The organism is Parasphingopyxis sp., assembly GCF_028279465.1.
Lineage (GTDB): Bacteria > Pseudomonadota > Alphaproteobacteria > Sphingomonadales > Sphingomonadaceae > Parasphingopyxis.
This window is the reverse complement of sequence record NZ_JANQNS010000015.1, coordinates 755,465-778,953: the sequence shown is the minus strand read 5'-3', so window position 1 is coordinate 778,953 and position 23,489 is coordinate 755,465. Positions and strand designations below refer to the sequence as shown.

The 23,489-nt window shown below is 62.1% G+C and carries 15 protein-coding genes; 7 read left to right on the top strand and 8 right to left on the bottom strand.

Translation table 11 applies throughout. The features are described from left to right. Positions 1-4: 4 nt before the first annotated feature. The gene (locus tag Q0974_RS13250) at positions 5-1,621 is read right to left on the bottom strand and encodes an AMP-binding protein (protein ID WP_299328392.1); all 1,617 of its coding nucleotides are present in this window, start codon (positions 1,619-1,621) and stop codon (positions 5-7) included. Positions 1,622-1,774: 153 nt separating this feature from the next. On the opposite strand from Q0974_RS13250, the gene Q0974_RS13245 reads away from it, so the two are divergent. Next, complete coding sequence (locus Q0974_RS13245; RefSeq protein ID WP_299328390.1) at positions 1,775-3,577, top strand: NAD(P)/FAD-dependent oxidoreductase; 1,803 nt, start codon at positions 1,775-1,777, stop codon at positions 3,575-3,577. A 180-nt stretch (positions 3,578-3,757) separates the two neighbouring features. On the opposite strand, the gene Q0974_RS13240 is transcribed toward Q0974_RS13245, so the two are convergent. Next, positions 3,758-4,012 (bottom strand): hypothetical protein, encoded by a 255-nt coding sequence (locus Q0974_RS13240; protein WP_299328388.1) that lies wholly within the window; start codon positions 4,010-4,012, stop codon positions 3,758-3,760. A gap of 817 nt (positions 4,013-4,829) precedes the next feature. On the opposite strand from Q0974_RS13240, the gene Q0974_RS13235 reads away from it, so the two are divergent. Next, a complete protein-coding gene (locus Q0974_RS13235; RefSeq protein ID WP_299328385.1) occupies positions 4,830-5,699 on the top strand; it encodes a restriction endonuclease in 870 nt (289 codons plus the stop codon). A 1-nt stretch (position 5,700) separates the two neighbouring features. Here the strand turns inward: Q0974_RS13235 and Q0974_RS13230 are convergent, their stop codons facing one another. From Q0974_RS13230 to Q0974_RS13220, 3 genes are all read right to left on the bottom strand, one after another. Continuing rightward, entirely contained in the window at positions 5,701-7,080 is a 1,380-nt protein-coding gene (locus tag Q0974_RS13230) for a class II 3-deoxy-7-phosphoheptulonate synthase (RefSeq protein WP_299328382.1), read from the bottom strand. A gap of 250 nt (positions 7,081-7,330) precedes the next feature. Next, complete coding sequence (locus Q0974_RS13225; RefSeq protein ID WP_299328379.1) at positions 7,331-7,777, bottom strand: hypothetical protein; 447 nt, start codon at positions 7,775-7,777, stop codon at positions 7,331-7,333. A 30-nt stretch (positions 7,778-7,807) separates the two neighbouring features. Next, positions 7,808-9,244, bottom strand: a complete 1,437-nt coding sequence (locus Q0974_RS13220) for a carotenoid oxygenase family protein (RefSeq protein ID WP_299328376.1) — start codon at positions 9,242-9,244, stop codon at positions 7,808-7,810. A gap of 72 nt (positions 9,245-9,316) precedes the next feature. On the opposite strand from Q0974_RS13220, the gene Q0974_RS13215 reads away from it, so the two are divergent. Continuing rightward, the gene (locus Q0974_RS13215; protein WP_299328373.1) at positions 9,317-9,922 is read left to right on the top strand and encodes a TetR/AcrR family transcriptional regulator; all 606 of its coding nucleotides are present in this window, start codon (positions 9,317-9,319) and stop codon (positions 9,920-9,922) included. Here the strand turns inward: Q0974_RS13215 and Q0974_RS13210 are convergent. Then, entirely contained in the window at positions 9,919-10,890 is a 972-nt protein-coding gene (locus tag Q0974_RS13210; protein WP_299328370.1) for a tetratricopeptide repeat protein, read from the bottom strand. The genes Q0974_RS13215 and Q0974_RS13210 overlap by 4 nt on opposite strands. A 144-nt stretch (positions 10,891-11,034) precedes the next feature. Here Q0974_RS13210 and Q0974_RS13205 point away from each other — a divergent pair, with 144 nt between their 5' ends. Genes Q0974_RS13205 through Q0974_RS13190 form a run of 4 tightly spaced genes read left to right on the top strand, consistent with a single transcriptional unit; the run spans position 11,035 to position 17,143 of the window. Further along, positions 11,035-13,479 carry a cyclic nucleotide-binding domain-containing protein gene (locus Q0974_RS13205; protein WP_299328367.1) on the top strand — a complete coding sequence of 815 codons (2,445 nt, stop codon included), beginning with the start codon at positions 11,035-11,037 and terminating at the stop codon, positions 13,477-13,479. 2 nt (positions 13,480-13,481) lie between these two features. Beyond that, a complete protein-coding gene (locus tag Q0974_RS13200) occupies positions 13,482-14,378 on the top strand; it encodes a hypothetical protein (RefSeq protein ID WP_299328365.1) in 897 nt (298 codons plus the stop codon). 7 nt (positions 14,379-14,385) lie between these two features. Then, positions 14,386-16,221, top strand: coding sequence for a cytochrome c3 family protein (locus tag Q0974_RS13195; RefSeq protein WP_299328362.1), 1,836 nt, complete (start codon positions 14,386-14,388; stop codon positions 16,219-16,221). Between the two features lie 58 nt (positions 16,222-16,279). Next, positions 16,280-17,143, top strand: a complete 864-nt coding sequence (locus tag Q0974_RS13190) for a phosphodiesterase (RefSeq protein ID WP_299328360.1) — start codon at positions 16,280-16,282, stop codon at positions 17,141-17,143. A gap of 130 nt (positions 17,144-17,273) precedes the next feature. Here Q0974_RS13190 and Q0974_RS13185 read toward each other — a convergent pair whose 3' ends face one another. Both Q0974_RS13185 and Q0974_RS13180 read right to left on the bottom strand, forming a co-directional pair. Further along, positions 17,274-21,569 (bottom strand): hypothetical protein, encoded by a 4,296-nt coding sequence (locus Q0974_RS13185; RefSeq protein WP_299328358.1) that lies wholly within the window; start codon positions 21,567-21,569, stop codon positions 17,274-17,276. Then, positions 21,569-23,377, bottom strand: coding sequence for a hypothetical protein (locus tag Q0974_RS13180; RefSeq protein WP_299328356.1), 1,809 nt, complete (start codon positions 23,375-23,377; stop codon positions 21,569-21,571). Before Q0974_RS13180 ends, Q0974_RS13185 begins: the two co-directional genes overlap by 1 nt. Positions 23,378-23,489 lie beyond the last annotated feature (112 nt).

The window sequence follows — 23,489 nt, the reverse complement described above, 5'->3', positions numbered from 1 at the left end:
TCGCTTACGCGGTCAGCGCATCATATTCGCCGCGTTCGAATGCTTCGGCCATGGCGAATTTCTGGATTTTGCCCGAGCCCGTCATCGGCCACTCGTCGACCCAAATCCAGAATGACGGCGTCTTGTGCGGCGCCAGCCGCTCGCGCACGAAAGTCTTGAGATCGTCGGCATCCGGTTTCTCACCATCCCCGGCACGCATGAAACAGGCGACGAGTTCGCCCCATTTCTCGTCGGGCACGCCCACCACGGCGACTTCGGCCAGCGCCGGATGTTCGAGCATCGCATTCTCGATTTCGGCCGGAAACAGATTTTCGCCGCCGCGGATGATCATCTCCTTCACCCGGCCCGTGATCTTCAGATAGCCGCGTGCGTCCATCGTGCCGAGATCGCCGGTGCGCAGCCAGCCGTTAGCATCGATGGTTTCGGCCGTGGCTTCCGGGTTGTCGTTATAGCCGGTCATGACGTTGTAGCCGCGCACGCAGATCTCGCCCTGCTCGCCGATATCGCAGACGCGGCTGCCGCCCGCCTCTAGGATGGCGACATCCATATGCGGGAGGGACTGGCCGATCGTCTGAGTCAAATCCTCTTCGGCATCGTCTATGCCAGCCATTGTTATGCCGGGCGATGCCTCGGTCTGGCCGTAGATGATCTGGATCGTGGCGCCGATCGTTTCGCGCACGCGGCGGGAGAGTTCGGGGGCCACCATCGCGCCGCCACAGGTGACGCCCTTGATCGAGCTGAGGTCGCGCCCGGTCTTCTCCGCTTCTTCGACAAGACCGAACAGCATCGTCGGCACACCGCCCGTCATCGTCGGGCGTTCGCGCTCAATAACGCGCGCGATCATCTGCGGATCGTAACCCGGTGCGAGCAGGATCGTCATGCCGTGCGTCAGCGAGCCGAGCACGGATATCGCGCAACCGGCGGTGTGGAACAGCGGCACCATCAGCACCAGACTGTCGTCGGCCGACGCCTTGGTACGGCGGAATATGTCGGCTGCATTCTGGATCAAACCTTTCTGATGCAGCAGCGCGCCCTTTGGAAAGCCGGTCGTGCCGGACGTATATTGAATCTGGACGACATCGTCCGGCTCGGTCGCGCGCGTTTCGCCGCTCTCATGGCCAGTGAACAGCGCGTCATGGTCCGTTAGCAGGATTTTATGCGCGATCGCCGCCAGGCCCTCGCAGGCCGTCTCGACGATCGGCCCTAACGGATTGCCCCGCACGGCGGCTACATAATAGACGGCTTGCGACGCCGATTGCTCGAGCACATAGCGCAGCTCGCGGGCATTGAAGGCGGGGTTGACGGTCACAAGCGTAAGGCCCGCTATCGCCGAGGCGCATTCCATCAATATCCATTCCGGCAGATTGTTCGCCATGATGGCAATGCGCGCGCCGCGATCATGCCGCGCAGCCAGCGCCCGGGCCAGCTTCTCGCTATCGGCCAGCAGTTCCGCGTAGCTCCATTCCCGGTCGATACTGCCATCTTCGAGCAGCTCGCGCAGCGCCAGTTTGTCGCCGCGTTCCTCTGCCTGCTCGCGCAGCATTTCCGCGATCGTCGTCGCGCGAAACGGCGTGTCCGTCTGCGCCGTAAACAGCGATTCCGTCAGTTCGACTGTATACATTCTTTACCCCTTTGTTCCGCTACGGAACGCTAAACATATTCGCCCGATTGTCGAGACTGTCGGTGCGATTGCGCGAGGCTGGCCGGTTGACCTGATGCGTCGCGATACGCACAAGATGCGGTGTCCGATTTCCGTTTACGTCAGAGGAAAGCCATGGCCAGCACTGCGACGATCGATCAAGACCAAAAAGCCGCGATCCTCGCGAGATATGCCGAAGAACGCGACAAGCGGTTGCGCGAAGACGGCAATGAGCAATATCTCGAGCTCAAGGGCCAGCTCGCCCATTATGCCGAAGACCCGTATAGCGAACGCACCGCGCGCGAGCCGCTGACCGATCACGTCACCTATGCCTTTGTTGGCGGCGGCTTTTCGGGGCTGGTATCGGGCGCGCGGCTCAAGGAAGCGGGCATCGAAGATATCCGCATCCTCGAAAAGGGCGGCGATTTCGGCGGCACCTGGTACTGGAACCGCTACCCGGGCGCGCAATGCGATACGGCGGCGATGGTCTATATGCCGCTGCTTGAAGAGACCGGGCATATGCCATCGGAGAAGTACGTCCACGCGCCGGAAATCCTCGATCATTGCCGGCGGATCGGCGAGCATTACGATCTGTACGACAAGGCCGTCTTCCACACGAAGGTGGAGTCCATGGTCTGGGAAGCCGAACAGTCCCGCTGGCGCATCACCACCGATCGCGGCGATAATTTCACGGCCGATTTTGTCGGGCTGGGCACGGGACCGCTCCACGTTCCGAAGCTGCCGGGTATCCCCGGTATCGATAGCTTCAAAGGCCACAGCTTCCACACGAGCCGCTGGGATTATGACTATACCGGTGGCGACCCAGACGGCACCTTGCTGGAGGGGCTGGCCGACAAGCGCGTCGCGATCATCGGTACCGGCGCGACTGCCGTGCAGATCGTTCCGCATCTTTCGCGCGCCGCGAAGGAAGTGTTCGTTATCCAGCGCACGCCTTCGTCGATCGATATCCGCAATAACGAACCGATCGATCCGGACTGGTTCGAGGAGATCGCGACCGAAGGCTGGCAAAAGCGCTGGCTCGACAATTTCACTGCCAATCAGGGCCTCGGCTATGCCAACGAGGACCTGGTGCAGGATGGCTGGACCGACCTCACCCGCCGCTTCCGTGAGCGGATCAAGGATTTGCCGCCCGACCAGCTGACGGTCGAGAACATGTTGGCCGCCTGGGAAGATGCGGACCTGCAGAAAATGACCGAAATCCGTGCGCGCACGGACGAGGTCGTCGGCGATGGTGAGACGGCTGCGAAACTCAAGGCTTGGTACCGCCAGCTCTGCAAGCGCCCCTGCTTTCATGACGAATATCTGCAATCCTTCAACAACCCCAACACGCATCTCATCGATACCGACGGGCAGGGTGCCGCGCGGATCACTGAAAAGGGCGTGGTCGTCGCGGGCGAAGAATATGAAGTCGATTGCATCATCTATGCGACGGGTTTCGAGGTCGGCACGACGCTGGAGCGGCAGATGGGTTTCCATCCGGTAGGGCGCGACGGGCTGACGCTGACCGAGGCCTGGGAGGAGGGGATGCGCTCGAAACATGGCATTCACGTCCATGGCTTTCCAAACCTGTTCCTCGTCCAGTCGGCCCAAGGCGCGCATCTGATTTCAAACTATCCGCACAATCTCGTCGAATGCGCCCGCGCCATCGCGATCATGATCGCACATGCGTTGAAGAGCGGCGCGAAAGAGGTCGAAGTCACGAAAGAGGCGCAGGACCAATGGGTCGCACTGCTGATGACCGGCCCCGGCATGGTCATCGGCTCGACTGAATGCACGCCCGGCTATTACAATAATGAGGGCCAGCCGACCGACGAATCCAGATATTTCGTCGGCTATCCGCACGGCGCGCAGGCCTATTTCGCCTATCTGGACGGATGGCTGAACAGCGGTGAATTCGAGGGCGTTGAGTTTCGGTAAACCCGCCGATTGATATCAGTTTCATTGCGAGGAGCCGTAAGGCAGCGCGGCAACCCAGAGCTGGAAAATGTATCGTGCGGTTCCGGATTGCTTTCCCGGCTTATAAGAGCCGGGGTCGCAATGATGGGATTAGTGCAGTCGTCCGGCGTCAGTCTTTGGCGGTCGGCATGCAGTTTTCCGCTAAGAGAACTCCGGTGTTCCTGCCAGCAGGCCGATGAGTTTGAGGTCGATGGGCTCGAAGAAGCGTGCGGCGAAGCGACTGCCGGCGGTTCGGACGATCTTCGCCGGAACAATGCCAATTCCGTCGATCTCCACGAAGATCGTCTGCCCAATCTGGAACCGTGCATATGCGGAGCCGGCAAAACTGATCTCGGAAATATCCAGAGTTCGCGATTCGCCCATTTCCTTACCACCCAAAGAAACCGGCACTTCCATCAGAATGGGCCATCGTCTTGCGGCACGTCTTTCCGATCTCTCTTGCCGCATCGAGTTGCGATGATTGAATTCGCGAGAATCTGGATTTTCGTACGTCACATAGTGTCTCGCCAAAACGGGCAGACTGGCTCTGCCCTCGTCCAAGTTCCTGCGTGTGCATGTCGATTACATGCGCACGATGGTCACCCAATACTCCAACATCTTTCGAAAGTATGGAGGCGGCGCGTCAAAGGAGCATTGAGATTTATGGTGAATATGCCGTTAGTGACGCAGGTGCCGACGCGTTGGCGCCGCCGCAATTTCCCGATATATTTGAGGCGGTTGGGGCGGTGCGACGACGCGTTCGACAGCCCTGCAGGCCGCCACCCGTTTCGGGTCGTCCAGTCCCCCGGACCGGACTTGGATTGCGGGGGGGGGCAATCCAACCCGGCGCGCGTACCGGGGAGGCTTCTAAAGTTCCCGCCCGGTTGACACTGGTTGACACACGGCAGGGGTCCGCCCGGCAATCCTATCCAAAGTTGACAAAGTAGACGCACAGCGGGGCCAGCGGCGCGGGCGCGAGTTCGGCTATGCGATCAGTCGCACGAGATCGACGCGTTCAAAGAGCGGGGCGGAGAATAGCAGGGCAGAGGGTGTGTAGGACAGGGAAATCGGATCGGCGATCACTTCCGAAGTGATCAGGCCGGCCCGGTTACGGGCACATGCGATCTGAGAGCAAACAGAGATAGTTTTTGATTATTGGTTTGAGTTGAGATTGATCTAAACTTGCCGCAGATATCGCAGAGGAATGCCGATAGGAAACTTTGAGGATTATGTGATGGCGGATGATCTACCGAAGTACGACGACTTTTTCTTGCCAACGTTAAGTTTGCTAGATCAGAAGGGAGGGTCGGCAACTATCGAGGAAATAGAAACAGGCTTAATCGCAGCATTTAATCTAAGCGAGCGACAGCTGTCTGCAACCTACGAAAAGAGCGGAGCGTTGATGATCCCGGACAGGATGTCTTGGGCGCGTAGCTATTTGAAGTATCCTGGATTTCTCGCCAATCCTAAGCGGGGTGTTTGGGTGCTGACCGAAGAAGGTCGACGTGCTGCGCAATTGGATGATCAGCAGGTGCGAGAACTCGTTGCTGAGGCAGCCCGTCGAGACTGGCAGAAGAAAAAGGAACAAGAGGAGCTTTCACTCGACAGCGATCATGATCCAAACACCTCAAGTTCCGAGCCCGAATGGTCTGAGAAGCTTCTGTCAAAGCTACAATCGATTGACCCTGCCGCGTTCGAGCGTCTCAGCCAGAGAATGTTGCGCGAAAATGGGTTTACGAGAGTGGAGGTTACTGGCCGGTCGGGCGACGGTGGAATTGACGGGCAGGGCGTTTTGCGCCTCAACCTCCTATCGTTCCATGTTCGCTTTCAATGCAAGCGGTACAAGGGTTCAGTCGGCGCCCCCGCGGTCCGTGATTTTCGCGGAGCGATGCAGGGACGCGCTGACAAAGGGCTAATCATCACGACTGGTTCATTTACACCTGACGCGAGGCAGGAAGCTACGCGAGATGGAGCTCCGGCAATTGACCTGATTGACGGAGAGCTACTGTGCGAGTTGCTAAAGGACCTGCAACTTGGGGTAACAGTCCGGCAGGTTATCATCGAAGAGGTGGAGATCCTCCAAGACTTCTTCGACGATCTATAGCCTAAGCCGCCTCGGCCTCCTTCTCCCGCCGTCCATTCTCTTCGTTCAGCATTTCCGCCAGCAGGAACGCCAGTTCGATGCTCTGGCCCGCATTCAGGCGCGGGTCGCAATGGGTGTGGTAGCGGTCGGAGAGGTCCTGCTCGGTGACGTCGATCGCGCCGCCCGTGCATTCGGTGACGTCCTGCCCGGTCATCTCGCAATGGATGCCGCCGCCATAGGTGCCCTCGGCCCGGTGGACGGCGAAGAAGCCGCGGACTTCGTCGAGGATGCGGTCGAAGGGCCGCGTCTTGTAGCCCGTGGCCGCCTTGATCGTATTGCCGTGCATCGGATCGCAGGACCAGATCACCGGATGGCCCTCGGCCTTCACCTTGCGGACGAGCGGAGCAAGGCCCTCTTCGACCTTGTCATGGCCGAAGCGGCTGATCAGCGTGATGCGGCCCGGCGAGCGCTCGGGATCGAGCGTGTCGAGCAGCGTGAGCAGATCATCCGGATCGAGGCTGGGCCCGCATTTTATGCCGATCGGATTGGCGATACCGCGGAAAAATTCGACATGGGCGCTATCCTCGAAGCGCGTGCGGTCGCCGATCCAGACGAAATGGGCCGAGGTATCGTACCAGTCGCCGGTGGCGCTGTCCTGCCGGGTCAGCGCTTCCTCATAGGGCAGCAACAGCGCCTCGTGGCTCACATAGAATTGCGTGCCATTGAGCTGTGGCACCCGGTCGGCGTCGATGCCGCAGGCGTCCATGAACTGCAGCGCATCGCCGATGCGGCCGGCCAGCTCCTCGAACTTCTGCGCCCAGGGGCTCTTGCCCATGAAATCGAGCGTCCAGCTATGGACCTGATGCAGGTTCGCATAGCCGCCCGACGCATAGGCGCGCAGCAGGTTGAGCGTCGCCGAAGCCTGAGAATAGGCGCGGATCATGCGCTGCGGATCGGGCACGCGCGCCGCTTCGTCGAAACCGATATCGTTGACGATATCGCCGCGATAGGAGGGCAGGGTGACGCCGTCCTGCTCCTCGACGTCCGAGGAGCGCGGCTTGGCGAACTGCCCGGCCATGCGCCCGACCTTCACGACCGGCACTTTCGAGGCGTAAGTCAGGACGACCGCCATCTGCAGGATCACGCGGAACGTGTCGCGGATATTGGTCGGGTTGAACTCGGCGAAGCTCTCCGCGCAATCGCCGCCCTGCAGCAGGAACGCCTTGCCCTCGGCCACTTCCGAGAGGTCCGTGCGCAGCTGCTTCGCCTCGCCGGCAAAGATCAGCGGCGGATAATCGGCGAGCGTATTTTCGACGGATGCGAGCGCCGCCGCATCGTCATAGGCGGGCATCTGGATGCCGGTCGCATCCCTCCAGCTATCGGGTGTCCATGGCTTCGTCATTGGCTCAATCGCTTGTGTTCAGTCCTGTGAATAGAATCATGCGGCACTGCACAAGGGATTGCAACGGGGTTTTGTTTGTCGGGTCGAAATCCAGGCTTTGCGAAATCGCAACACCGCATAAGCCCTCCCCCTTGATGGGGGAAGGTTGGGTGGGGGTGATCTGTCTGTTGAGCGCAGCGCATGAGGCGACATCACCCCACCCCTAACCCCTCGCCATCAAGGGGAGGGGAATTAGGTCTTGCCTTTCGTTTCAATCGGTCGCCGCGAAAGGCGTCTCAGCTTCCCGCCACGGCTGGTCGATGGCCAGCGCGAGCAGTGCGGCCGCGCACGTACCGGCAACGCCATACCAGGGCGGTGTTGCCGGGCTGTACCAGAAGACGTTGAGCGTCGCCCATAATGTCGGGATGTTGAAGGCGAGCACCAGCAGCGGCGCCGTGTAGCGCGCCCAGCGCTCGCCGCGGCGGATTGGAAAGGCGATCAGGGCGAAGAGCGCCAATGTCAGCGCGACCCAGCCGCCGCCCGCGACATCGAGCAACGCGCCGATCAGGACCCGATATTCGGGCGGAACCTCGCTCCATTCCGCGCCAACCGCGACGCCATGATAGGGCATGAAGGTTGGCGAGAAGATGTAGAGCGCGCCCAGAATAAGGCTGCTCAGCGCAATCAGGGCGTAGATCAGGATTGGCAGGCGCGTCATCTGCTGTGCTCTCCGTTTCGGTGAGACGGTTTAGGTGGCGTCGACCCAGTTGCCGTGGAAGCCCGGCGGGATGCGGTGCGGCAGGTGGATCGTCGCGACCGGATCGGCGGTGAAGTTTGCCGCATCGAGGATCACGAAATCGGTGCTCTCGTCATTCATATCGACGACCAGGCCGACCAGATATCCGTTTTCCTCGCCCTCTCCGCGCGGCACGAAGACGAATTCGCCCGGGTGCCGCTTCGGCCCGAACTCGTGGACCTGCCGTTCGCCGGTCTCCACGTCATATTTGTAGAGCCGCGTATCGTTGATGAGGCCCGGCGTTTCGTTGCTGCCCTCGGCCGCCATGCAATAGGCATAGCGATAGGGCTTGCCGGTCAGCCGCTCGTCGAAGCGCGGGAATTCTTGGTTCGACGCGTCGATAACCGTGCGCTGGACGGGGCCGCCCTTGGCATCGATGGTCCAGCGTTCGAACGCACTCTTCGAGCCGTCCGGGCCGTCATGGCCGTCGGTGAACATGTGATTATGGGCGACGACGTCCATGACGACGGAACCATCCTCGCGCTCATAGGCATTGGCCGGATGGAAGACGTAGCAAGGCTCGATATCGTGCCAGACGATATCGGCGTTCGTGCCGGTACGTGGCATCAGGCCGATCCGCGCCTTGTGATCCGGGTTCCAGCGATAGGGGAAGGGGTGGCCTGCGATCAGCGTCTTCATCGAGAAGGTGACGGGGAGGTCCATGACGATCACGTAGTTTTTCGTGATCGCGCAATCGTGAATGCTTGGGCCATGCTCGACCGCAATCGGCTCCTCGCGGATTACCCGGCCGTCCGGGCCAAGGACCGTGTGCCAGACTGTATCCTGAACATCGGCCTTGTAGCAGATCGAGTGCATCTCGCCGGTATCGGGATCGAGATGCGGATGGGCGGAGAAGGGGCCTTTGAGCGTCTCGTCGAACGGATTGATCGCGAGCGTCTCGAGCTCCTCGTTCAGCTCGACCGGAGAATTTCCGGCTTCCACGATCGCCCAGGTGCGGCCGTTTTGCCCGATGATATTGGTATTGGCGGTGCCCGGTTCGCGATTGTCGGGGCAGGGGACCGGTGGCTCGCCCAGCGCTTCGCTGACCTCGGCGGAGCGGATCCAGCGATTGCGATACCATTCTGCCTTGCCGTTCTTGATCCGCAACCCGTGCGCCATGCCGTCGCCGATAAACCAGTGATAGGTGGCGGGCTTGGGCGGCGTGACCGGGTTGGGTCCGATGCGCAGATAGCGGCCGTCGAGATCGGTTGGAATTTCGCCATCGACGGAGAGTTCGGTCAGCGTCAGTTCCTTGGTCATCGGCGTGTGAATGCCGGTCAGATAGGGATGATCGTCGCTGCGCGTTTTGAGCGCGGCGTTGACCTTGGACATGCCGATAATGCCGGTGGTGACGGTTTTGCGGATGGTTTTTTCGATGACGCTGGCCATGGCTGGGATTTCCTCGATAGGGGCGAATCGGTATGTTGACAGTGTTAACTGAGCGATGGTAACAGTGTCAACATGGAAAAGACGGCGACCCGATCGAAGAAGCAAGCCTATCATCATGGCGACCTGCGTAGCGCGCTGATCGCTACGGGCCTCAAGCTGCTCGAAACCAAGGCGGGGGGCGCAATCGGCCTGCGCGAAGTGGCGCGCGAGACCGGCGTTAGCGCCACGGCCGTCTACCGGCATTTCCCGGACAAGGATGCGCTCATGGCGGCGCTCGTCGATGCGGGGTTCGAAAAGCTCGCCGATGCGCAGGAGGCGGCGGCAGCGCAGCACCGGAAGCGTGATGCGAGTTTCCGTGCCATCGGCCAGGCCTATGTGCATTTCGCGCTCGCCCATCCGGCGTTGTTCCGGCTGATGACGAGCTATATGCATCTGTCCGGCAGATGCGCGGAAGGCGAGGTCGTCGGCGACGATCGCGCCGGGCGGTTGCTCAAGGACAATATCGCGGCACTGCTGCCGCCGGATGCGAGCGACCGGGACCGCGAAGTCGCGACGATCCAGTCACTGGCGCTCGTCCATGGTCTAGCGCAGCTTGTGCTCGCTGGCAGAGTGCCGAACGAGGCCGCGCTGATCGACGCTGTGGTCGACAAGTTCGGAAATTGGGACGTTAAGAGCTAGGCGCCGGGCACTCTAAGCGCCCGTGCCGAGGCGTTGATCCGTTCAAGCTGCGCCGAATTGCCCGCAAACGCTTCGCGCGCGCGGCGCCAAGCCTGCCCGGCTTGCGCCGTCTGTCCCAATTGCATGCGCGAGCGCATCAGCATGATCCAGCCATTGGCGTCGTTGGGATTGCGCGAAAGCCGCTGATCGAGGCCTTCGACCATATCCTCGATCATCATGTCCTGCTGGCCCTGCGGAAGCTGGCTCGCGGCGCGCATTTCCGCGTCGCTCGGCCCGGGAATAGCGCGCGTGGCCGCTTCGGGCACATTGCTTTGCGCGACTGTACCGGGCGGCGGGACGCGGCCGCTGACATCGATGCCGTGTTCGTCCGATACCTGCGCGATCAGCCGCCTGAGATCGGCTTCCCAGGGCGCATCGGTCGGCGTATCGCGCAAAAGCGCGATCCAGTCGTCGATCGCGCCCGCATGATCGCCATCGATATCCTTGCGTACGCCTTCGAAATAGCGGGCCCGCGGATCGGCGGGATCAAGTTCGAGCGCCCGGGCGAAGGCCGCTCGCGCATCGGTCGGAAAGCCGGTCTCGGCGGCCAAAGCCAGCGCTTCGCCGCGTGCCGAATGATAGCGGGCGAGTGTCGGGTTCAGCTCGCTGGCGCGACCATAGGCTTGCGCGGCATCGGCATAGCGGCCGGCCTGGAAATAGGAGAGGCCGAGCAGCGCCCAGCCCTGTTCGTCGTCCGGCCGCTGTTCGACGCGCGCCTCGAGGTCGGGGATCGCCTGGGCCAGCTCGCTGTCGCCCATCGATTCCGCCTGCACCGTGCCCTGCGGCGCGCCGGATTCCGCCGCGCCCTGTTCATCGCCGCGCGCGATTGCATAGCCGATCGAAAATGTCGCGATCGCCGCTGCCGCGATCAGCGCGTAGCGGGCCGCGTTGCCCGCCGTTTCATCGCCTGTTTTCTGCGATTCAGCCATTGTTTACGCCTTCCATAAATTTGCCCCTACTATCTAGCTTGTCCCCCGAAAGATGATAGAGTGGTGATCGGGCGCACAGACGAACAGGCGGACGCAGGGCAAGCCTCGCTGCCTGGCAGACTGGCCGGAGGGCAGGGAGGCTAAGTGGCGGACGCCTATCGGATCGCGATCATAGGCTCGGGACCAGCCGGACTGAGCGCCGCCGGGCGCGCCGCCCAACTCGATATCCCGCATATTCTGCTCGAAAAAACCGATCACCTCTCGGACACCATCTACAAATATCAGAAGGGCAAGCATGTGATGGCGACGCCGAGCCAGCTCGTGCTGCGCTCGGACATGGATTTCGACGCCGGCAAGCGCGAGGAGGTGCTCGGTACCTGGGACGAGCAGGCGGCGGCGCAGGGTGTGAATGTGCGCCTGAACGCGGACGTCACGGCGATCGAGGGGGAGGCCGGCAATTTCCGGATCCTGCTGGCCGATGGTGAAACGATCCAGGCGGAAAATGTCGTGCTGGCGATCGGTACGCAGGGCAATCCCAACATATTGCGGGTTCCGGGCGGGGACTTGCCGCATGTCCAGTATCAGCTCGACGATCCCGGCGAATATGTCGACGAGCATATCACTGTCATCGGATCGGGCGATGCGGGGATCGAGAATGCACTCGGCCTCGCCGCCGATGCCGAACAGGGCAATGTGGTGACGATCCTCAACCGCTCGGCCGAGTTCGCGCGCGCCAAGGATGCCAACGTGAAACTCCTCACCCAGGCCGCGGAGCAGGGGCGCATTACGATCATGACGGAAACCTCGCCGGCAGAGCTCCGCGCGGGCGAAATTCTGCTCGATACGCGCGACGGGCAGACGAAAATCCGGTGCGATCGGGTGATCGCGCGGGTCGGCTCGGCCCCGCCGCGCAAGTTTGTGGAGGCGTGCGGCGTCGAATTTGCGAGCGAGGATCGCGAGGCCTTTCCGAAGCTCTCGCCAGCGTTCGAATCCACGAAGAAGGGCATTTTCGTGATCGGCGCGCTCGCCGGCTATCCGCTGATCAAGCATTGCATGAACCAGGGCTATGACGTCGTCGAGTTCATCAACGGCAATACCGATCTGAAACCGGCGGACGAACCGCTGCTCGAGGCCAAGTTCAAAGGACTGCCGGGTAGCAGAACGGTCGATCACTGGCTCGATTTCCTGCGCGAACGCGTGTCCATCCTCCGCGATCTTTCGCCGCTGCAGATGCGGGAATTCATGCTCGATTCCGAGGTTCATCATTACCGCCGCGGCGCGACGATCTTCGAAAAGAGCGAGCCGGGCTCCTCGATCTTCGGGATTGCCGAGGGCCATGTGTTGGTCGAGCTCAGCGACGCCGACAGATCGCTGACGCAGGAGATTGAACAGGGCAGCATCTTTGGCGAGGTCGGGCTCGTCTCGGGCCGGCGGCGCGGCGCGACGATCCGGGCGGGCGAGGATGTAATCGCCGTCGAAATTCCGCGCATGGCGATCCTGAAGCTCATGGCGACCGTGCCGGCGGCCAAGCGGGCGATCACCTATATTTCGACCGAACGGCAGTTACTGCAGATGTTCGGGTCCGGCCTCAAATCGGAAGATCTGGTCGATGTCATGCGGACCGCCGAGATCATGCAGGTCAAGGCGGGTGAGGCGATTATCGAGGAAGGCGATGACGGCCTTGACATCTTCGTCATCCGTTCGGGCTCGATGGTCGTCGAAAAATCGATCGGGCGCAAACCGGTCTTCCTCTCCTATCTACCGGCCGGTTCCTATGTCGGAGAGATGGCGCTGCTCGACGAAGCACTGCGCACGGCGACGGTCCGCGCGGCGATCAAATCCGAGGTCATCCGCATCGATGGACGCGCCTTTCGCGAGCTGCTGCACAGCAAGCCCGAACTTCTCGCCAATGCGCGCCGCGAGATGGAAGAGCGCGAGAATATCAACAATTTCGTCGAGGCGAAGAAGGACAGTTTCTCGACCGTCGTCGACATGTATAGCTCGGTCGCTTCCTTCCTCGTCGAGAACGGGATCGGCGAAGCCACGGACGTACTGCTGATCGACGAGAATCTCTGCATCGGCTGCGACAATTGCGAAAAGGCTTGCGCGGACAGCCATGACGGGCTTTCGCGGCTCAATCGCGAGGCGGGGCGCACCTATGCGCATATCCATGTGCCGACCAGTTGCCGTCATTGCGAACATCCGCATTGCATGGCCGATTGCCCGCCCAATGCGATCCATCGCGGGGACGATGGCGAGGTCTATATCGACGACACCTGTATCGGTTGCGGGAATTGCCCGCGCAACTGCCCCTATGACGTGATCCGGATGGAGAAGGTCCCGCCGCCCAAACCGTCGCTGTTGAGCTGGCTGTTCTTTGGCACGGGCCCCGGCCCGGGCGAACCCGACCGCGACTGGATCGACGATAGGGTCTCAGAAGACACGCCCAAGGTCGCGATCAAATGCGATATGTGCGCCGGGATCGAGGGTGGGGCGGCGTGTGTCCGAGCCTGCCCGACGGGCGCGGCGATCCGCGTCGCGCCGGAAGAATTTCTGTCGGTATCCCGGCTCGAAACGGAGCAGATCTGAGCATGGCGTCGCGCGGGGCCGATCTCGGAGCGAGCGACACCGGCGTCGGTCGCCGGTCCCTGCCGACAAAACATGAAGGCTTTCTCGGCTATCGCGGCGGCTATTGGGGCAAGATGGCGCTCGGCATCTCGATCACGCTGATCGCCGCCTATCTGCTGATCGATGTCGAACCGCGCCACAATGGCGGGAGCTGGCTCGGCTATACGCTGGGCACGGTCGGTGTTCTGCTGATCCTCTGGCTGACGATGCTGGGCGTACGCAAGCGCGCGATGACGCCGGGGCGCTGGTCGCTCAAGGCCTGGACATCGGCCCATGTCTATCTCGGCCTGTCGCTGATGGTGATCGGCACGCTGCACACGGGATTCCAGCTCGGATGGAACGTGCACACGCTGGCCTGGGTATTGATGATGATCGTGATCGTCACCGGTATATTCGGGATCACGGCCTATGGCCTGTTGCCACGGCGGCTGAGCGACAATCGCGACGAGACCACCGAAGTCCAGATGCTCGAAACGCTAATGGATATCGATCGCCAGCTTTTCGACGCCGCGCAGCCGCTCGATGCCGGCCCGGCTGCGACCGTGCAGGCGGCGCTCGATGAAACCGCTTTCGACGGGGGCATTCGGCAACGGCTCGGCCGCCGCTATCGGGGCGGCGCGACGGCCCGCGCATTGGCCGAGTTCCGGGCGCGGCCGCAGCCTGTCGACGATCCGGAAGACAAATTATATGACCGTCTCGAGGCGCTGCTGGCCCGCAAACAGGCCGCCCTGTCGCGCATCCGGCAGCATCTGAGAATCAAGGCGCTGCTGCAGATCTGGCTCTACATCCATGTGCCGGTGACTTTTGCGCTGCTCGCCGCGCTCTCCGCGCATATCATCAGCGTATTCTTCTACTGGTAGGGGCGCGATGAGCTTTGTCGTCAGATATCGTTCGCGCACCTCGGGAGGCCGGGAGATCGTCCGGTCCAGCGCGGTCGACAAGAGCGAGCTGAAGATCGGCCGCAGCGCCGACAGCGATATCGTCCTCACCGATCTCGGCGTCACGCTGCACCATGCGACGATCCGCGATCTCGGCCGCAATCTGCTCTCCGTTTCGGGCGAGAAGAACCTACCACTCGTCGTCAACGGCCGGTCGACGGCGCGCGCCGATATCAACGCCATGCGCGGCGGATCGATCCGGATCGGCCCGCACCGGCTCGACGTCGCGATGGGCGCCGGCGAGGAAGAGGGCCGGATCGTCATCACCGTGGACCGCGAGGAAGGCCCGGAGCCGGTCAGCACGCGCCGCCTCTTCTCATTGGGCCGTACAGTGCCCGGCAAACGGGTCAGCGCCTGGGCGTTTGTCGCGCTGATTCTCATTTCCTGCCTCGCCTGGCCAATCTATTCCTATGTTTCGAACAAGGGCGTCGAAGAGCGCGCGGATATTTTCCATGGCGATACGCTGTGGATCAGCGGATCGATGTCCGATGCGCATGCCAATCTCGCGAATGATTGCCAGGCCTGCCATGTCGAGGCGTTCGTCTCGGTTCGCGATAGCGCATGCCTCGAATGCCATACGGATATTCCGGACCATGCGGATGCGGACATAATGGCGCAATCCGAGCCCGAACTCGGCGCGGGCCGCGCGTTTCTCCGGGCCGTCGCGACGACCTTCAACCGGCCCGAAAGAAGTTGCGCCTCCTGCCATCTGGAACATGAAGGGGCTGGCGAAATGGCGGCCGCGCCGCAGCAATTCTGCGCGGATTGCCATACCGATCTCGATACGCGGCTGACCGAGACCGAGATTTTCAACGCCCATGATTTCGGCGACGATCATCCGGAGTTCCGGCCGCGCATCATGACGCGGCCGGCCGATGACACCGGCATGGCGCGCTATCGCCGCGTCAGCATCGAGGATAATCCGGAAGAGAATACGGGCCTCAAATTTCCGCACGAGCTGCATCTGTCCGAAACCAATGGCGTGGCGCGGATGGCCCAGCGGCTGAGCGCGGATTATGGCTTCGGCGAGGCGCTCGCTTGCGCGGACTGCCATGTGCCGACGCCGGATCGCACACGCTTCGAGCCGATCAGTATGGAAGCCAATTGCCAGATGTGTCACAGCCTCGCCTTCGATCTGATCGGCGGCACAATCCGCACATTGCGCCATGGCGAACCGGAAATGGTGATCGCCGATATCCGCGCTTTCTACCGCAATACGGCGCCGCGTCGGCCCATCGACCTGTCCGGTATGGAACGGCGGCGTCCGGGCGAGGACAGCCGGGCGCGGACGGTGGGGCGGTATCAGTTCGCCGCGCGCACCCGCTTTGCCCGGGCCGATGATGCGATCCGCGCGGTCTTCTCGCGCGACGGCGCCTGTTTCGATTGCCATGAGGTCGAGCGGCCGCCGATCCGCGCATCGCTATCCTTTGATATCATGCCGGTGCGCCAGATAGCGCGCTACATGCATAGCGGATGGTTCGATCATGGCGCGCATGAGACGGAGGACTGCAGCACCTGCCATGAAGCCGATACATCCGAGGAAGCGAGCGATGTGCTGCTGCCCGGAATCGCGACATGCCGCGAATGCCATGCGGGGGGCACGGCGAGCGGGGACGAAATCGTCTCGACCTGTGCTATGTGTCACAGCTATCATGCGGACGATGCGGCACCATATCTCGTCCGTGCGCGTAACAATCGTGGACAGCGGCCGCGCAGCGTCCGCGATTATGGGAGTTTGACGATCAATCCGCGCGGGGATCGTTGAGCCGGACCGGGCCGAAAAAGGGGGAATATTGCATGGTAGAAACGGGTTGCCCAACTTCATGCTGATTGCGCAGATTACCGATATCCATCTTGGTTTCGACCCCGACGACCCGGCCGAATTCAACCGGCGACGGCTCGATCAGGTGCTCGAGCGCCTTTGCAAGATGGAGCCGCAGCCCGACCTTCTGCTCGCGACCGGCGATCTGACCGACAAGGGCGATACAGACAGCTATCGCCGCCTGAAATCTGCCTTTGGCCGCTGCCCCTTTCCGGTCTGGCCGTGCATGGGCAATCATGACGATCGCGACGGTTTTGCGAAACTCTTCCCCGAAGTGCCCAAGGCCGACGGCTTCGTCCAATATGTGATCGATGAGGATCGCTGGCCGGTCCGTATCATCGTGCTCGATACGCTCGAACCGGGCCGCCATGGCGGGGCCTTTTGCGAACGGCGCGCCGCCTGGCTTAGCGAAAGGCTGGCCGAGGAACCGGACAAGCCGGTCATGATCGTGCTGCATCATCCACCGATCGAAACCGGCATACCCTGGATGACGAGCGAACCCGAAGCCGAGTGGATCGCCCGCTTGCGCGAAACGCTCGAACCCGCGACCAATATTGTCGGTATGATCGCCGGCCATATACACCGCCCCATCTCGACAGGCTGGGCAGGGCATCCGCTGATCGTTACGCCGTCGACCGCGCCGCAAGTGGCGCTGGACCTGCGGCCGATCGATCCCGGCAAGCCCGACAATCGCGCGATGATCGTCGCCGACCCACCGGCCTTCGCGCTGCATTTCTGGAACGGGCGCTGCCTGGTTTCGCATCTGAGCAACACCGACGATCATGTGCAACTCGCCCGCTATGACGAGACGATGCAGCCGCTGGTCCGCTATCTGCTCGACGAGCATGCGAGCGACCGGGGGTAGCGATCCCGAACGAAGCTTAGTCAACTTTCCGCTTACCCTGAGCTTGTCGAAGGGTCGTTTTTACTTTTGGCAACGGAGAGAAGGGCAGGGCTTCGACAGGCTCAGCCCAAGCGGAGTGTATGGTTTCACACTATCTTCGTGCGAAGGCGCTCGCGACCCAATGGTCCATGTCCACCTGATCGGTCACGCGATAGGGTTCGCGGCGGCTGTTCAGGAATAGCCGCTCCATCTCGCTCCGAGTGAAGGGCCGTGAACCGAGCCGGCCGAAAATCGCCATCTGGCCGCCCGTCTCGTCGACGCCCCGGTCGCGATCCAGGCCTTTGGAGAGCGCGAGCGCGGGTGAGGATGTCCGCATCCAGGCGATGAGTTCGGGCACGGGCGCGGGCGAGAAGCCGTAGAAATTGGGCTGGCTCGACGGGCTGGTCAGCTGCAGCACCTGCATTCCGTTCACCCCGTCCGCGATATAGGCGAAGAGCGAAGCGTTGGTCGTACCGACGATCACGTCATTGGTGTCGGGCGTCGTGCCTTCGCGGGCGAAGCGGGCATGTTCGACCGGCGCTTCGGGATTTTCGACATTCAGAATCACCAGCCCGTCCCGCCCGGCCGCGACATAGGCGTAGGTGCGCGCGATATAGAGGCGGCGCGCATCGGCGAGCGGGAAGGTGGCGTTCGGGATCAGCCGGGGGTTCTCGAAGTCTGTCACATCGATGACCTGCACGCCCTCGGCCGTCGTTACCCAAAGATAGCGGAACTGCAGGGCGGAGGCCCGCGCATCGGTCAGCGGGATGGTTGCAACATGGCGGGGCGCGAGCGGATCGTCGAGGTCGATCACGACCATACCTGCATCCGCCGCGATATAGGCATAATGCCCGCCGAGCACGATATGGCGCGCGCCGTTCAGCACGCCATTCTCGTTCCAGGCATCGCTGCCATCAGTAAACTCGGCGCGGCGCAGGAAATTGTTGCGCAACTCGCCATCGGCCATCGTGTTGACATTGACGAGGATCAGCCCTTCGACGCTGTCCGTGACGACGGCATAGTTATAGATCGGGTGGAAGCACTGTTCCTGATTGATCCAGATCAGCGTTTCGCTTGGCGCGTTTTCGCAGGTGTATGTCGGCCGGTTCTCCCGTTCCTCCTCACTCTCGCCGGGAATCATGTTGGACATCGCCACTTGACGGTCGGGCGAAATATTCTGGTTGGTCGGCAGCGCCATGCAGGTCGCATTGGTCGTATCGACCCGCGTGTCATGGCCGAGCGGCGAGAAGGGCGCGGTCACGATCCGTTCCGAGAAGCCTTTATTGGCGACGCTGGCGACATCATAAACCTGGAAGCCGCCGCGGCCCTCGGCGACGAACATGTATTCGCCGCGCAGCTGGAGACAGCGGGCCGCATCGTTGGTCCGCTGTGTGATATGTTCGATTTCTTCCATGGCGCGGGTTTCGCCCGATAGTTCGTCGTCGAAGATGCGCCCGCGGCGATATTCGATCAGCTCGCGGCTATTATCTTCGACATGCCGCCGCCAATAGTCGGGGAAGGCGTAGCGGTGCAGATAGGAACCGAACACGGCCTGCGGCTCTTCCCATTCGGTGACGCGCACGGCCTGGAAACCCTGTTCGTTGCCGACCCAGGCGTTGAGGCCGACAAAGTTGACGAAATTCGTGCCCTGCAGGAGGAGTTGCGCCATGATCGCGTTGTTGTCGTTGGCGGCTGAGAGGTGGCAGTCGGTGCATTGCTTCGTTTCGGTGCGGCGCACGGTATGCGGGAAGTGCGGTGCGAAAGCCTGACTCGAATAGCCGGAGGACGCGATAGGCGGCTGTTGGACATAGATGCGTTCGCGATTGATGTTCGTCGAGCTCAGTACCAGCGCGGAGCTTGAGCGCACGGGTGCGATGATGTTGCCGCGTGTGTCCTGATGCCGGCCGAGCTGGAACATCTGGTCGCGCGCGACTTGCGGGTTGTATGTCGCATAATTCCGGGATTGCAGGCCGTCATAATGGTGGCTCGAGGTCAGCGCATTGGCCTCGATCGGCAGGTGGCAGCCGCCGCACGATGTCGTCCAGGAGAGATGGCAGGTGAAGCAGGCCATCTCCTCGTCGCGATGCGCGCGATCCTCTTCGGCGATGCCGGGGCCGAACTCGAACACGCCGGTTTCCGCACCGCTCCGGCCCATCAGTTTAGATCGCGCCGACATCTCATTGAAATCGGGATGCGAGCGGTCGACCGTGTCGCGGACAAGGCTCACCTCCCATTCGAGATCGGGATCGATAATCGAGCGCTGGACGAGGATTCGGCGTCCCGAATAATCCCGCATCCATTCAAAACGCCGCTGTCCGTCCGGGTTGCGCATCAGGAGAAGGTTATTGCCTGCCGGCGGCGCTGCCGGACCGGAGGTACGCAGCGTCGGATAGTCGTCCGCCGTGCCATGACAATCGACGCAGCCGATCTCGACCGCGCTTGCGACCTCGCCATAGATCAGCCCGTTGCCATGGCTGTCCTGCGCAAAGTGACAGTCCGCGCACTGCATGCCGATCTCGGCATGGATATCCATCATATGGACGGCGCGCCCGGGATTGGTACCGACATCGACGAATTGCCCTTCGCCCTCGCGCCGGAACAGCTCGGGGTCGTCGGGATCGAGGATATTGCCGTCCGCATCGAGGAAATTGCCGTCCCGGTCTCGGCGGAAGATTGCGCGGAAATTCCAGCCATGGCCGTGATAATCGGCGAACTGCGTATCGCGCGCCTGCGGGTTGATGAGGTCGGTGACGTTGCGCAGGAAATCGATATCGCCCCAGCACCCCCGGATCGCCGCCATCTCCGGATTGCGGTCGAGGATCGCGAACATCTGCTCGGCGGTGCGATAGACCTGTTCGCGCGGCCACATCAGCGGCGCGTCGCTTTCATAGTCCCACATCGTGTAGCCGAGATAGCTGTTCAGGAACATATTGGGCTGGTGCATGTGGCAATTCATGCACTGCGCCGTCGGGATCGATCGGGTGAAGGCGTGGCGCACCGGATGGCCGCGCTCGCGCTCGGCAAAGGGCACGGGGCCGGTGTCCGCTTCGTCCGGACCGCCCACGCCAACATATTCGCCCTCTCCGTGGCCGACGTCGTCTCTTTGCCCGCCAGAGCCGCGGATGCCCTGCTGCTGCAACCGTTCGGCGATCATATCGAAGGCTGCGCCGCACTGGCCGGGCGCCATCGTTACATCGACTTCATGCGTGTCGTCATTGACCTCCCCCTCTTCATGCACCTGATCCGGGCGGTACTGGCTCTGGCGCAGCCGGTTGATCGTCGGATCGACGGTCGCGGTCTGTCCGTCGCGGCCATATTGCGCCCAGGTCAGCGAGTGGCGCGGTTCGCGGTCATTGGCATAGACGACATGGCAGGACGCGCAGCCTGAGTGTCTGTAATCGCCGGGCTGGTCGTTCGTGCCCATGAACCAGGTGAAGGGGTCGTTGAGGCGGGTCTTGTGGATGTTGAGCACGGGGATCGAAACGCGCAGGCCCGTGCCGGGTCCGCGGTTGGACTGGCGCAGGTCCGGCCGGCCCGGTTCCTCGAGACGCTGGATATTGCCGCCGATATTCGGAATGCCGATTTCCGGGAACTGCGAAGCGATGTTGCGGCCTGCGCGTTCGAATACGCGAAAAATGTCGCCGGGCGGCACGACATGCCAGGTCGGCAGTGGCACGAGATTGGGCAGCGCCCCGCGCGCAGCCTGTTCGGGCGTTACCGTGCCATGCGGATTGCCGGGCGAGACGATCTGCGCGGGCTCGCCATCGCGCGTATAGGCTTCGCCGACAATATAGACCTTATAGGGCAGGATACCGTTATTGTAGGACGCGCCGCCCCAGAGCATCGCGCCTGTCGCCATCAACGAGCGCTCGGCCGCCTCGATTACCTCGATATGGCAGGCGCCGCAGGCCTCGCGCACGACCCGATAGTCGGACGGATTGACGAAGCGGACATATTCGGGGCTCTCACGGTTGAGCAGCGTGTAGGAGCGATGCGTGTTGGCGCTGCCGGGCCAATACCAGCTTTCCGGATAGAGCGGCAGGACGTGCGCGCGATACTGGATCGCGAGATAGTCGGGATGCTCATAATGCAGGTCCGGATCGGTCAGTGCGACATCGGCGTTGCCACCATGGCAGTCAGTGCAGCCCAGCCTGACGGCCGGCGTGGCGTGCATGGTCATCTCGTCGGTCGCGGTATGGCAGGTGATGCAGCCCGCGCTCTTGGCGTCCGCCTCTTCTTGGCTCTGATTGCGCGGCGCCGGGTCGGCGAGCACGCCGGCGGCGGCATAATCCCGTTCGACCGCCGTCTCGCCACCGGCCGCACCGCCGGGGCTGGAGGCGATCGCGAAGACGATACCGATCGCGGCGATGAGCATCGCGAGGCGGGGGAGGGTGAGCCAGCTCGCCATCAGTAGGTCAGTATCGCGTTGAAGAGGACGGAATAGTAAGTGCCCGAGCGCCGGTCCTGCGCGAACAGGTCGGAAAAGCCGTCGCTCGCTTCGAACACCGCGCCGGACAAGCGGAAGACGACATTCTGGATCGCCGAGGGTCGCCAGATCGCCGCCGCCGACAGGTCATAACCGATCGAACTCGGAATACTGCCCTCGTTGCGCAGCGCCTGCAGGCTGTCCGTATCCTCGAACCAGAGATGGTTGGCGTTGGCCGAAAGGCGGATTTCCGGCGTGATATCGAAATCCGCGCCGACGCCGACGAGGATCGTACCCGGATTGTTGAAATTGGACTGGCCCTGCTCCTTGGAGCTGCGCAGCGAATTGAGGATGCCGTTGCGGCCATTCACGCCGACGGCACGTCCGCCGCCTGCAAAGGGGATTACTTGGCGGATCCAGTAGCTTGTGTCCGCGCCGGCGAAGATCGGGTTTTCGAAAATCGCATCGAAGCCGCGCTCGCTATTGTCATAGGGATCGCCGTCGCCCGAGGCGTAGAGACCGGACAGGCGAAAGCGCATCCAGTCGACATCGTAGCTAAGTTCTGCCGCGCCGAAATAGGCGAAGATATCCGCCGGTTCGTCGGTAAAGATGCTGTTCCGATCCTCGCCGAGCGCGAGATAGGCGCTGGCCGACAGGTTGAACCGCCCGATGCGGCCATCGGCATTATAGCCGAGATAGACGACGTCGTAGTTGCGCCCGTTCAGCGATCCAAGCAGTGCCGGGCGCACCGGGAAGCCGTTATCGTCGATCTCGATATCGGTCCGTTCGCGGTTCATATTGTAGGTCAGGCTGAACTGGCTGGTGAGGCCGGGTACGGGCAGGTCCTGCCGGTAGAGATTGGCGTGGAACACGAAATCGCTGCGCGGCGTTGCGAAGAGATCGTTGAGGCCCGAATTCGTGTCCTTTTCCAGCCGCATAAAGGCCGCGAAGTTATATTGGAGCCGGTTATTGTCGCGCGTGCCGAACAGCCGCACGCCGAGCTGATTGTCCTGAAACAGAAAACCTCGGAAATCGGCGTTGAAGGGCTGGACGCCGATGCGGATGGAATCGAAATCGTAGCGGCGCGACGTATTGCGGAAGTGATAGTCGAAGAATAGTTCCTGCACACCGGTGAACCAGTCGAAACGATGGCTGGGCCGGCTCGGCTCGACGAACAGGATGCGCCGCTCATTGACATCGACATAGTTGAACTGGGTTGCGAGCGTGACGCGATATTCGACGTCCGGCGGCTTGTAGGCCGTCGATCCTTTCAAGAGCGCGAAGCCCGTGATGAAGGTCTGGGCGAGGACGAGGCTGTCGGCGCGGCCGAACACGTCGAGGCTGTCCGGCTCGGTCGTCGTCTGTACGCCGACCGGCGTCGGGAAGCTGCGTGGCTCGATCACGGTGTCGGAGATTGCGTTGACGATGAAAAACCAGTCGTCGCCATTGATCGGCAGCCAGTCGGGTAGCTCGCCGAGCGGGATCGGCCGGTCGCCTTTCAGCGTGTTCTGATTATAGGGATCGAGCAGATTCTCGTTGACGCCGATACTCTCGACGAGCCGCCAGCGATCCGGGATCGGGAATTGGTCGCCGGGAAAGGCCTGGGGCTGCGGGGCACGGACCGCGCCCACATTCTCCTGCGTCACTGGGTCAGGCAGATTGCTTTGCGGCACGCCGGGCCGGCGGCGGTCCTCGATCAGCGTCTCGTCCGCATCGCCGGGGGCCATATCGTCTTCGATCTGGATTTCGTTGAGACCGGGCTCGGGTTCGCCTGGTACGCGACGCGGCATCTGACTGCGTGGCGGATCGGCAAGGGCCAGTGCGACGACATTACTCCCCTCCCCTTGATGGGGAGGGGTTGGGGGTGGGGTGAAGTTTCCGCTTGCGCGTCCGTGGCTGTCG